The following is a 12495-nucleotide window of genomic DNA, read 5'->3' as shown; positions in this document are numbered from 1 at the left end:
ACTGTGCTTAAACAACGCGTGTTATCGGCGATTGTATTAATCGCCATTGTATTTGCCGTTCTATTTTTGTTTTCACCGTTTTATTTTGCGTTGGCAGTGGCTGCGGTGGTGACGCTGGGCATTTGGGAGTGGACGCAGTTTGCCCGAGTGAAGATCGGTTTCTGGCGGTTATTGATTAGCGGGCTTGCCGGCGCGTTTTTATTTCTCTGGATGTTCGGCGAAGCAGATTATCTTAATGTCGGGCGCGTCTTTACCGGTTATGCGCAACCGTTATTGTTGCTGTCTGTACTCTGGTGGCTGGTAGCGCTAGGATTTGTGCTGAGTTATCCGAACAGTGCGAAAATTTGGGGCAAATCGGCTCTGTTGCAGTTCGTATTTGCGTTGCTGACATTAATTCCTTTTTTGGTCGGCGTGTTGCGCTTGCGTTTGGATGAATATATTACCAATCCTTATCACGGCGTGATGCTGTTGTTATATGTCTTTGTTTTGGTGTGGGCGGCGGATTCCGGTGCGTATTTCGCCGGTCGTCGCTTCGGCAAGCATAAACTGGCGCCGAAAGTTTCGCCGAATAAAAGCTGGCAGGGCGTGCTCGGCGGGCTGATTACCGCGGCGTTGCTGGCGGCGGTGTTTATCGGCTTGACGCCGAATAATCTGTTTTCCATGGCTACCGCGCCGTTTATTGTGCTGTCGGTGTTCACTGTTGCGGTATCGATTCTCGGTGATTTAACCGAAAGCATGTTTAAACGCGAAAGCGGAATCAAAGACAGCAGCAATCTGATCCCCGGTCACGGTGGCATTTTAGATCGCATTGACAGTTTGACTGCGGCGGTACCGTTTTTCACCTATTTTTATTTTTACCTGTAGGCGCGGTGTTTCATGTCATTTCTGTGGTCGTTAGTTTCCTTTATTATTGTTATTGGCGTACTGATTTCCGTACACGAATACGGTCATTTTTGGGCGGCAAGAAAGTGCGGTATAAAAGTACATCGTTTTTCTATCGGGTTCGGTAAAGTGCTTTGGTCGCGGGTTGATAAGCAGGGAACCGAATTTGCGCTGTCGGCGATTCCGCTCGGCGGTTATGTCAAAATGCTGGATGAACGCAATGAAGAAGTGCCGGCTCATCTGCAATCTCAATCCTTTAACGGCAAGCCCGTATTGCAGCGAGCATTCGTTATCGCAGCGGGACCGGTGGCCAATTTTATTTTCGCCGTGCTGGCTTACTGGCTGGTGTATGCGGTGGGGATCCCGAGTGTAAAACCGGTGATTGCGGAGATCCGATCGGATTCCATCGCCGCTCGTGCCGATATCCAGCCCGATAGCCAGATTCTTGCCGTTGACGGCACCGCCACGCCCGATTGGGAAACCGTCAATATGTTGCTGGCTACTAAGACCGGCAGTGCAAAGGTTGACATTACGGTATCGCCTTTCGGTTCGAATATTGAACGGCATAAAGTATTAAACTTGAGCGATTGGCGTTTTGATCCGGAAAAAGAAAGCGCTTTCGGTGCGTTGGGGATTGTGCCGGTGCGAACTAAAGTCGAGATGACCTTGTCTAAGGTTGCGGAAAATTCACCGGCCGAAAAAGCAGGGCTGCTCATCGGCGATAAGCTGTATCACGCGCAGGGCCTACCGCTTGAGTGGCAGGATTTTATTGATCTTGTTGCGAAGGGAGAACCGATTGCGCTAAAAGTTGAGCGTAACGGCGAGCGGCTGACGAAAACCTTGATACCTGAGCTGAACGGAAAGGGCAAATGGTATGTCGGCGTGTCCCCGACCGTGCATCCCATTGCCGATGCCTATCGCAGTGAATTAAAATACGGTATTTTTGAAGCATTGCAAAAAGGTGTCGAAAAGACGGTTCAGCTCTCCGTACTGACGGTAAAAGTGATCGGCAAATTATTCAGCGGCGATCTTTCTCTGAATAATTTAAGTGGTCCGATTTCTATTGCCAAGGGCGCCGGCATGTCTTCCGAAATCGGTTTGGTTTATTACTTAAGTTTTATGGCGCTGATCAGTGTCAATTTGGGTATTATGAATTTGTTTCCGTTGCCGGTATTGGATGGTGGGCATTTGTTGTTTCTGGCGGCGGAAGCGGTGAAAGGCAAGCCGCTGTCGGAACGGGTACAGAATTTTGCGTATAAAATCGGTGCGCTTTTATTGTTAATGCTGACAGCTTTTGCGCTGTTTAACGATATTTTACGTTTATAATAATTTATTTCTTTTTACAGGATCAAAGTCACAATGAAAAAACTTTTAATTGCAAGTTTACTTTTCGGATCAACAACGGTTGTTGCCGCGCCTTTTGTTGTGCAGGATATTCGGGTTGACGGCGTACAATCCGGAGCGGAAGCCAATGTGCTGGCGGGCTTGCCGGTGCGTGTTGGACAACGGGCGACGGACAGCGATATTGCCAATGTGGTGAGAACGCTGTTTTTACGCGGTTATGAAGATGTGCGCGCGGTGCGCGAAGGCAATACACTGGTGATCTCGGTACAGCAAAAGCCGATTATTGCCGATGTGGTGTTAGACGGCAATGAATCCATTCCCGATGAAGCGCTGAAAGAAAATCTGAATGCGAACGGTTTTGCCGCCGGCGATGTCCTGAACCGGGAAAAACTGGAGGCGTTTCGTCAGAGTCTGCTGGAACATTATAAAAGCGTCGGTCGCTATAACGCCAAAGTGGAGACGCTGGTCAATACGCTGCCGAATAACCGGGCGGAAGTGAAAATTCAGATCAAAGAAAATGACGTTGCGTTATTAAAAGGAGTGACTTTCGAGGGCAATAATGCGTTCAGCAGCAGTAAATTACAGGAACAAATGGAATTGCAGCCCGATGCTTGGTGGAAATTATTCGGTAATAAATTCGACGGCACCCAATTTGGCAAGGATCTGGAAACCCTTCGTTCGTATTATTTGGATAACGGTTATGCTAAATTCCAGATTGCCGATGCGGATGTACAATTGAATGACGAACAAACCGAAGCGCGAGTGCTGATTAAAGTGAATGAAGGTGATAAATACACCGTGAAAAGCGCGCGTATTATCGGTAATGTTGGCGGTATGTCGGAACGTTTATCGCCGTTGTTGCAAAACATCCATGTGAATGACACTTTCCGTCGCAGCGATGTGAGCGCTGTTGAAGAAGGGATCAAATCCGTTCTGGGCGAGCAGGGCTATGCCAGCGCGCAGGTGAACGTCAGTCCGGAATTTGATGATGTCAATAAAACCGTAGCGCTAACCTTTATCGTTGATGCGGGACGCCGTTATTCTGTGCGTCAGATCCGTTTCGAAGGCAATACGATCAGCGCTGACAGCACCCTGCGTCAGGAAATGCGCCAGCAAGAAGGCACTTGGCTGTCTTCTAAGCTGGTGGAGCTGGGTAAAGTGCGGTTGGAACGTACCGGGTTTTTTGAAACCGTGGATTCCAGAACGGAAAACGTGAACGGTACGGATGATGAACTGGATGTGATTTATAAGGTAAAAGAACGTAATACCGGCAGCATCAATTTTGGTATCGGTTACGGTACCGAAAGCGGTCTGAGTTATCAGGCGAGTATCAAACAAGACAACTTCCTCGGCATGGGTTCCACCATCAGTTTGGGCGGTTCGCGCAACGATTACGGTACCAGCGTGAATTTGGGCTATACCGAACCCTATTTCACTAAAGACGGTGTTAGCTTAGGCGGTAATATCTTCTTTGAAGATTATGATAACTCGAAAAGCAGCACGTCGGCGTCATACAGCCGTACCACTTACGGCATCAACGGTACCCTCGGTTTCCCGGTTAATGAAAATAACTCTTATTATATCGGCTTGGGTTATGTCTATAACAAATTAAAAGATATCGTGCCGGAATTCACCCGTAATCTGTATCGGCAGTCCATGAATTACGACGGTTGGAAATTTAAAGCCCATGATTTCGAATTGTCTTTCGGCTGGAATTATAACAATTTGAACCGCGGCTATTTCCCAACATCCGGGGTGAAAGCCTCGCTGGGTGGTAAAGTCACCATTCCGGGGTCCGATAATAAATACTATAAACTGAGTGCCGACGTACAGGGTTTCTACCCGCTTGACCGCGATCAAACTTGGGTGATGTCTGCCCGTGCCGGCGCCTCTTATGCCAACGGTTTCGGCGGCAAACGCCTGCCGTTTTATCAGAACTATACCGCCGGCGGCATCGGCAGCTTACGCGGTTTTGCTTATGGCGCGGTCGGTCCGCAGGCGATTTATTGGAAAGAGAGCAGCTGTAAAGGCGGCGCCGACGGTTATTGTTATGTGAATAACGATATTATCGGCGGGAATGCGATGGTCACCGCCAGCGCGGAACTGATTGTGCCGACACCATTTGTGGCGGATAAAAATCAGCGTTCGGTGAGAACCTCGCTGTTTGTAGATGCCGCCAGCGTCTGGAATACCAAATGGAAATCCGACGGCAAATCACTGTATCCGAATTTGCCGGATTACGGCGATCCTTCTCGAGTGAGAGCGGCTGCCGGTATAGCGTTCCAATGGCAATCGCCGATTGGACCGTTAGTGTTCTCTTATGCCAAACCGATTAAGAAATATGACGGCGATGAAATTGAACAGTTCCAGTTCAGTATCGGCGGCACTTTCTAAACGGAACTTATTTTATATCGCATAGTCTAAATGAGAGTCTGTACCGCGCCAAGCGGTACAGAATTAGTTAACAAATCGTTATTTTAAGGAAAATAAAATGAAAAAAGCAGTAAAATTGACCGCACTTTCTTTGGCGTTAGCATTCAGCACCGCGGCGATGGCCGAAGATAATATCGCATTTATCAATGTGGATTATTTATTTGCCAACCATCCAGCACGTAAAATTGAATTACAGAAATTAGATGATGAATTTAAAGCGCCGGCCGAAAAACTGCAAGCGGTAGAAAAATCATTGCAGGAAAAGAAAGCCGCATTCGAAAAAGAAATTGACGGTAAAGTGAAAGCGTTGGAAAAAGATGCGCCGAAACTACGTCAAGCCGATATTAAAAAACGTCAGGACGAAATTTCCAAATTGGCGGCAAAACGTGACGGTGAATTTAAAGCTTTAGTAGATGAGCATCAGAAAAACGTCGCCAAATTCCGTGAAGACGGTCAGAAAAAAGAAATGGCAATTCAGCAAAAATTGTTGAGCGATATCCAAACCGCAGCGACTGAAGTGGCGAAAGCGAAAAACTATACCGCAGTGCTTGATGAAAAAGCGGCGATTTATACCGCAGACGGTAAAAATATTACTGAAGAAGTGCTTAAAGCGATTCCAGCTCCGGCACAGGCTAAATAATAATGCGCGCATATTCTCTTAAGGAATTGGCGGAACAAATCGGCGCTACCATTCGTGGTAACGCCGATGTCGTTGTTGACAGCATTGCGCCGCTGGATAAGGCTGGCGAAAGACAACTGACGTTTATTTCCAATGTGAAATTCCGCGCGCTGTTATCTCAATCGCAGGCGGGTATTTTGATTGTCAGCGAAAACGACGTCGCCTTTTGTGCCGAACACAGCAATCTGCTGATTGTGAAAGACCCTTATGTGGCGTATGCCGTTTTAGCGCAATATATGGACACGACTCCAAAAGCCGCAACGGACATTGCGCCGAGCGCGGTGATTTCACCCGCCGCAAGACTGGGTAAAAATGTCTGCGTGGGCGCCAACGCGGTGATTGAAGATGGCGTCGTGCTGGAAGACGATGTGGTTATCGGTGCGGGTTGTTTTATCGGCAAACATGCCAGAATCGGCAGCGGTACGCAGCTTTGGGCGAATGTCAGCGTGTATCATGATGTGCAAATCGGGCAGCATTGTCTGATTCAATCCGGTGCGGTGATCGGCAGTGATGGTTTCGGTTATGCCAATGATCGCGGACGTTGGATTAAAATCCCGCAGACCGGCACGGTAATTATTGGCAATCATGTGGAAATCGGCGCCTGTACCTGTATCGATCGCGGTGCGCTGGACGCTACCGTGATTGAAGATAACGTGATTATTGATAACCTGTGTCAAATCGCGCATAACGTGCATATCGGAACGGGAACCGCAGTCGCCGGCGGCGTGATTATGGCGGGCAGCCTAAAAGTCGGTCGTTATTGTCTGATCGGCGGCGCCAGCGTGATCAACGGACACATGGAAATCTGCGATAAAGTCACGGTGACAGGCATGGGCATGGTGATGCGTCCGATTACCGAACCGGGGGTGTATTCTTCCGGTATTCCATTGCAGCCGAATAAAGCATGGCGCAAAACCGCGGCGTTAACGCTGGATATCGATAAAATGAATAAACGGCTCAAAGCGCTGGAGAAAAAACTGAGCTGACGGAAAAAACCTTCTAGTTTGTCAACGGAAGGTTTTTTGTTTCCGTGCTATCTTTTGTATTAATGCCCTAATTATCGTATAATTCACCCGATTTATTCTCTCATTATTTTTTAAGAAAGGTGCTAGTGTGACAACTGAAAATACTGCAAGCAGAATTATTGAAGCAAAAGAGATTATGACATTGCTTCCGCATCGTTACCCGTTCTTATTGGTTGACCGTGTAATGGATTTTGAAGAAGGGAAATGGCTTAAAGCAGTAAAAAATATAAGTGTGAACGAGCCTTGTTTTACCGGGCATTTTCCGGCGGAACCGATTTTACCCGGTGTGTTGATCCTCGAGGCGCTGGCGCAAGCAATGGGCATTTTAGCGTTTAAAACTCATGAACTGAAAGGCGGCGAGTTATTCTATTTTGCCGGTATCGATGAAGCGCGCTTTAAACGCCCCGTATTACCGGGCGATCAAATGGAGTTGAATGTCACAGTGATTAAAGAGCGTCGTGGCGTGACCGCATTTACCGGCGTTGCGACGGTAAACGGCGAAGTTGCCTGTGAAGCGAAATTAATGTGTGCCCGCAGATAAGGAGCGATTATGATCCACCCAAGTGCGAAAATTCATCCCACTTCCATTGTAGAAGATGGGGCTAAAATCGGTGAAAATGTGGTCATCGGACCTTTCTGTATTATCGGCCCGGAGGTTGAAATCGGCAAGGGAACGATACTGCATTCTCATGTCGTTGTGAAAGGCGTGACCAAAATCGGTGAAGACAATCAGATTTTTCAGTTCGCCAGTATTGGTGAAGTCAATCAGGATTTGAAATATCAGGGCGAACCGACCAAAACCTTTATCGGCAACCGTAACCGTATTCGCGAAAGTGTCACCATTCATCGCGGTACCGTACAGGGCGGCGGGGTTACCCGTGTAGGCGATGACAATCTGTTTATGATTAATGCGCATATCGCCCATGATTGCCAAATTAAAAACCGCTGTATTCTAGCGAATAACGCAACACTGGCAGGTCATGTAGAACTGGACGATTTTGTGGTTGTCGGCGGCATGTCGGCGATCCACCAATTTGTTATCATCGGTGCGCATGTTATGCTGGGCGGTGGTTCCATGGTAAGCCAGGACGTGCCGCCTTACGTGATGGCGCAGGGCAATCACGCACAGCCTTTCGGCGTGAATATTGAAGGGCTGAAACGTCGCGGTTTTGATAAACCGGCGCTGCATGCGATCCGTAATGTTTATAAGTTGATTTACCGCAGCGGAAAAACGTTAGAGGAAGCCATGCCACAGATTGAACAATATGCGCAGACTGAGGCCTCGATCAGTTTCTTTCTGGATTTCTTTAAACGCTCGACCCGCGGTATTATCCGTTAAGGCTGTAAAAACGTTTAATTTTTTGACCGCACTTTTGTCATATGAAGTGCGGTTATTTTTTATGGAATTTAGCTATGCAACAAGCAAATAAGCAACCGTTAATCGCGCTTGTCGCCGGTGAGGTTTCCGGTGACATTCTCGGTGCAGGTTTGATCCGTAGCCTGAAGCTTCGCTATCCGAATGCGCGTTTTATCGGTATTGCCGGTCGGCAAATGCAGGAAGCGGGCTGTCAAACGCTGGTGGATATGGAGGAGATCGCCGTTATGGGATTGGCGGAAGTGGTGAAGCATTTGCCCCGCTTGCTGAAAATCCGCCGAATGGTGATTGAGACGATGTTGGCGCGCAAACCCGATATTTTTATCGGTATCGACGCGCCGGATTTTAATCTGGATATTGAGTTGAAGCTGAAAGCACAAGGCATTCGCACCGTGCATTATGTTAGCCCGTCGGTATGGGCATGGCGTCAGCAACGGATTCATAAGATCGCAAAAGCCACCAATCTGGTGCTGGCGTTTCTGCCGTTTGAAAAAGCCTTTTACGACCGCTTTAACGTGCCCTGCCGTTTTATCGGGCATACCATGGCAGATGCGATTGCGCTGAAGCCGAATCGTGCCGAAGCCTGTCAGGCTTTGGGGTTGGATCCGCAGCAACGTTATGTTGCGATACTGGTCGGCAGCCGTCGTGCCGAAGTGGAATTTCTGAGCGAACCGTTTTTGCGTGCGGCACAATTGCTTAAACAGCAATATTCGGAGCTACGCTTTTTAGTGCCGCTGATTAACGATAAACGCCGTCGCCAGTTTGAACGGATTAAAGCGCAGCTGGCGCCGACGCTGGAGGTTATGTTGCTGGACGGCAACGCGCGCCAAGCGATGATTGCGGCTGAAGCGACAATGTTGGCATCCGGCACCGCGGCGCTGGAATGTATGCTGTGCAAATCGCCGATGGTGGTGGGTTATCGCATGAAGCCGCTAACCTATTTTCTGGCAAAACGGCTGGTGAAAAGCAAGTATATTTCTCTGCCGAATCTGTTGGCGGATGAAATGCTGGTGCCCGAGTTGATCCAGCAGGATTGCAGTGCGGAAAAATTAGCGGCAGCGCTGTCGCCTTATCTGGAAAGCACGGAAAGTGCGGTGCAAAAACGGCAGCATTTGATCGAGCGCTTTACCGCACTGCATCGGTTAATTCAGTGCGATGCCGATAAACAAGCGGCACAGGCCGTAATTGATTTATTAGAGACATAGAATATGGCAGCATTTATTTATCCCGCTTATGATTTCATCGCCGGCGTCGATGAAGTAGGGCGCGGACCGTTAGTCGGCGCGGTGGTGACCGCGGCGGTTATTTTAGATCCGCATCGACCGATTGCAGGATTATCCGACAGTAAAACGCTGTCGGAGAAAAAACGCTTGCTGTTGGAGGTCGAAATCAAACAAAACGCGCTGGCATGGGCGTTAGGGCGTGCTGAGCCGGAGGAAATCGATCGCTTGAATATTTTGCAGGCGACCATGCTTGCCATGCAACGGGCGGTAAAACGGCTGAAAATTCAACCGCACTTTGTGCTGGTGGACGGCAACCGCGCGCCGCAATTTGATATGCCAGCGCAGGCGGTGGTGAAAGGCGATAGTCTGGTGGCGGAAATCAGTGCCGCCTCAATTTTGGCGAAGGTAGCAAGAGATCGAGAAATGCAGGAGCTGGATCGATTATATCCGCAGTATGCCTTTGCCCGCCATAAAGGGTATCCGACCAAACTGCATTTAGAAAAATTGGCGCAATTCGGTCCTTTAGCGCAGCATCGGCGCAGTTTTTCTCCTGTTAGAAAACTGTTGGAACACGTATAATCAAACACGGAACGCAATTTTAAGTTAAAAAGGAGGACAGCGTGACAGAACTGTTGGCACAGTGGCGGGAGACGGTATTTTCAGACCCTTTATTCTGGGTGGTGACATTTCTTGTCGTTGCGATAGTTTTATTTGTACGCAATAAAATCCGCATGGACGTGATCGCCTTATTGGTGATGCTGGCGTTTAGTCTGAGCGGTATTTTAACCGTACAGGAAGTTTTGGCGGGGTTCAGTGATCCCAATATTATTCTGATTGCGTTGCTGTTTATTGTCGGGGAAGGATTGGTGCGTACCGGGATTGCCTATCAGGTCAGCGAATGGCTGTTGCGAATGTCGAAAAACAGCGAAACCCGCGTACTGGTTTTATTGATGCTGGCGGTGGCGGGCTTGGGCGCATTTATGAGCTCCACTGGGGTGGTGGCGATTTTTATTCCGGTGGTGTTGGTGATTTGCCAGAAAATGAATATTTCGGCACGGCGTTTAATGATGCCGCTCAGTTTCGCCGGGCTTATCAGCGGCATGATGACGTTAATTGCCACGCCGCCGAATTTGGTGGTGAATGCGGAATTAATCCGGGCGGCGGGCGAGCGTTTGAGTTTCTTTTCGTTTACCCCGATCGGTTTGGTGGTGCTGATCATCGGCATTGTATATATGCTGATCGCACGCAACTGGTTAGGCGGTGCCGAGGATGAGCGCAACCAATCTGCCGGTCGGCGTTCTATCCGTGAGTTGATCGATGAATATAACCTGCAAGAACGGACTAAGCGTTTTGTTGTGCGAGCCGGTTCGGATTTTATCGGTCAGCCGCTGGAAGAGCTGCACCTGCGTTCCAATTATGCGTTAAACGTGTTGGCGATTGAGCGCTGGAAGCGTTTTCGCCCGGTTTTTTTATCTTCTTCGTTAGGAAAAGAAGAAATCAAAGAAAAAGATATTTTATTAATTGATATAGGTAATCCCGAGCTGGATTTGGACGAATTCTGTCGTCAGCATGAGCTGGAACCGGCAGAAATTCGTGGCTATGATTTCAGTCAGCAATCGAAATCCATGGGCATGGTCGAAGTTACCCCGATTCCCGACAGCGATTATCTGACGCGCAGCGTAGCAGAAGTGCGGTTTCGTTCCCGTTACGGATTAAATGTGGTGGGGATCAAACGCAATAACGAAATTTTAACCGGCAATTTAGTAGAAGAACCGTTAAAAGCCGGCGATTTGCTGCTGGTGATCGGGTCATGGAAATTGATCCGAGATATGCGCAATAAGACTAAAAGTTTCTTTGTGCTGGATTATCCGGCGGAAATTGAGCGGGCGGTACCGGCGCAAAGTCAGGCGCCGCACGCCTTATTTTCCATTTTTGTGATGGTGGTATTGATGGTCAGCGGCATTGTGCCGAATGTGGTGGCGGCACTGATCGCTTGTTTGCTGCTGGCGAAATTTCGTTGCGTGGATGCCAAAAGTGCCTACGGTTCGATCCATTGGTCGAGTTTGATTTTGATTGTCGGTATGATGCCTTTTTCCATTGCATTACAGAAAACTGGCGGGATCGCCCTAATTGTGGATTTTATGATCAATACCGTCGGTGAAATGGGGAAACACTGGATTCTCATCAGCTTGTTTATGTTATCGGCGGTTATCGGATTGTTTATTTCCAATACTGCAACGGCGATTCTAATGGCACCGATTGCAATCACTATGGCGCAGCATCTGAATCTTTCGCCGGTGCCTTTTGCGATGACCGTTGCGGTTGCCGCTTCCGCCGCTTTTATGACACCGATTTCCTCACCGGTCAATACCATGGTGCTGGGGCCGGCAAATTATAAATTCAGTGATTTCGTCAAGGTCGGCGTACCGTTTACGATTTTAGTGATGTTGGTCACTATTTTCCTCGTACCGGTATTATTCCCGTTTTGATGTCGCGGCATGTATGGGTAACGATTGCAAGCATAACACTGACAATGAAGTTTAGGTTGAAGAAATAAGGAAAAATATGACCGCACTTTTAAAAATCGGCTTAGTCTCCGTCTCTGATCGCGCCTCGCAAGGCGTTTATCAGGATCAGGGCATTCCTGAGTTACAAACTTGGCTGGAACAGGCGCTGAGCGCCCCGTTTATGCTGGAAACCCGCCTGATTCCCGACGAACAGGCTATTATTGAACAAACCTTATGCGAGTTGGTGGATGTGCATCATTGTCATTTGGTACTGACCACTGGCGGCACCGGGCCGGCTAAACGCGATGTGACGCCGGATGCCACTTTGGCGGTGGCGGACCGTGAAATGCCAGGTTTTGGCGAACAAATGCGTCAGGTCAGCCTGCATTTTGTGCCGACCGCGATATTATCCCGTCAAGTCGGCGTCATTCGTAAAAACAGCTTGATTTTGAATTTGCCGGGACAGCCGAAAGCGATTAGAGAAACACTGGAAGGCGTGAAGGATGCAGACGGCAAAGTGCTGGTTCGCGGCATATTTGCCGCTGTGCCCTATTGTCTACAGTTGATCGACGGCATCTATATTGACACCAACGCTGCAGTGATTGAAAGTTTCAGACCGAAATCTGCCAGACGTTAACCGCAGCGGCAAGCGCAAAAGTGCGGTAAAAAATTGAGGAGTTTTATGATGAAAAAAATCGAAGCCATAATCAAACCGTTCAAACTGGACGATGTTCGGGAAGCATTGTCGGATATCGGCATTACCGGCATGACCGTAACCGAAGTGCGCGGTTTTGGACGCCAGAAAGGGCATACTGAATTATATCGCGGTGCGGAATATATGGTGGATTTTCTGCCGAAAGTTAAAATGGAAATAGTGGTTCCCGATGAGTTGGCGGAGCAATGTATTGAAGCGATTATTGATACCGCGCAAACTGGCAAAATCGGTGACGGCAAGATTTTTGTTTACGATGTGGAACGGGTGATCCGGATTCGTACCGGCGAAGAAAATGAGGAAGCGATTTAAGCG

At 48.6% G+C, this 12495-nt stretch carries 12 protein-coding genes; all 12 read left to right on the top strand.

Translation table 11 applies throughout. From position 1 onward, the window contains the following. Positions 1-3 precede the first annotated feature (3 nt). The 12 genes from BN3349_RS03700 to glnB all read left to right on the top strand — a co-directional run bounded on the left by BN3349_RS03700 (position 4) and on the right by glnB (position 12492). Entirely contained in the window at positions 4-864 is an 861-nt protein-coding gene (locus BN3349_RS03700) for a phosphatidate cytidylyltransferase (protein ID WP_040975995.1), read from the top strand. A 12-nt stretch (positions 865-876) separates the two neighbouring features. After that, positions 877-2208 carry a sigma E protease regulator RseP gene (rseP, locus tag BN3349_RS03695; protein WP_040975994.1) on the top strand — a complete coding sequence of 444 codons (1332 nt, stop codon included), beginning with the start codon at positions 877-879 and terminating at the stop codon, positions 2206-2208. 33 nt (positions 2209-2241) lie between these two features. Continuing rightward, positions 2242-4620 carry an outer membrane protein assembly factor BamA gene (gene bamA, locus BN3349_RS03690; RefSeq protein WP_040975993.1) on the top strand — a complete coding sequence of 793 codons (2379 nt, stop codon included), beginning with the start codon at positions 2242-2244 and terminating at the stop codon, positions 4618-4620. Positions 4621-4717: 97 nt separating this feature from the next. Beyond that, complete coding sequence (locus BN3349_RS03685; RefSeq protein ID WP_040975992.1) at positions 4718-5299, top strand: OmpH/Skp family outer membrane protein; 582 nt, start codon at positions 4718-4720, stop codon at positions 5297-5299. A gap of 2 nt (positions 5300-5301) precedes the next feature. Continuing rightward, positions 5302-6324 carry a UDP-3-O-(3-hydroxymyristoyl)glucosamine N-acyltransferase gene (gene lpxD, locus BN3349_RS03680; protein ID WP_040975991.1) on the top strand — a complete coding sequence of 341 codons (1023 nt, stop codon included), beginning with the start codon at positions 5302-5304 and terminating at the stop codon, positions 6322-6324. Between the two features lie 127 nt (positions 6325-6451). Further along, a complete protein-coding gene (gene fabZ, locus BN3349_RS03675) occupies positions 6452-6904 on the top strand; it encodes a 3-hydroxyacyl-ACP dehydratase FabZ (protein ID WP_040975990.1) in 453 nt (150 codons plus the stop codon). A 9-nt stretch (positions 6905-6913) separates the two neighbouring features. Further along, complete coding sequence (gene lpxA, locus BN3349_RS03670) at positions 6914-7702, top strand: acyl-ACP--UDP-N-acetylglucosamine O-acyltransferase (protein ID WP_040975989.1); 789 nt, start codon at positions 6914-6916, stop codon at positions 7700-7702. 74 nt (positions 7703-7776) lie between these two features. Continuing rightward, a complete protein-coding gene (lpxB, locus tag BN3349_RS03665) occupies positions 7777-8943 on the top strand; it encodes a lipid-A-disaccharide synthase (protein ID WP_040975988.1) in 1167 nt (388 codons plus the stop codon). A gap of 3 nt (positions 8944-8946) precedes the next feature. Beyond that, on the top strand, positions 8947-9540 hold the full coding sequence (rnhB, locus tag BN3349_RS03660; protein ID WP_040975987.1) for a ribonuclease HII: 594 nt from the start codon (positions 8947-8949) through the stop codon (positions 9538-9540). 50 nt (positions 9541-9590) lie between these two features. Next, positions 9591-11450, top strand: coding sequence for an SLC13 family permease (locus tag BN3349_RS03655; RefSeq protein ID WP_370738130.1), 1860 nt, complete (start codon positions 9591-9593; stop codon positions 11448-11450). A gap of 76 nt (positions 11451-11526) precedes the next feature. Further along, positions 11527-12105 carry a molybdopterin adenylyltransferase gene (mog, locus tag BN3349_RS03650; protein WP_040975986.1) on the top strand — a complete coding sequence of 193 codons (579 nt, stop codon included), beginning with the start codon at positions 11527-11529 and terminating at the stop codon, positions 12103-12105. 48 nt (positions 12106-12153) lie between these two features. After that, positions 12154-12492, top strand: a complete 339-nt coding sequence (glnB, locus tag BN3349_RS03645) for a nitrogen regulatory protein P-II (protein ID WP_040975985.1) — start codon at positions 12154-12156, stop codon at positions 12490-12492. The last annotated feature ends 3 nt before the right edge of the window (positions 12493-12495 follow it).

Origin of the sequence: Necropsobacter massiliensis (genome assembly GCF_000827595.2) — a bacterium.
Lineage (GTDB): Bacteria > Pseudomonadota > Gammaproteobacteria > Enterobacterales > Pasteurellaceae > Necropsobacter > Necropsobacter massiliensis.
Note: the sequence above shows the minus strand (reverse complement) of the source record. Positions and strands in the feature narration are given on the sequence as shown.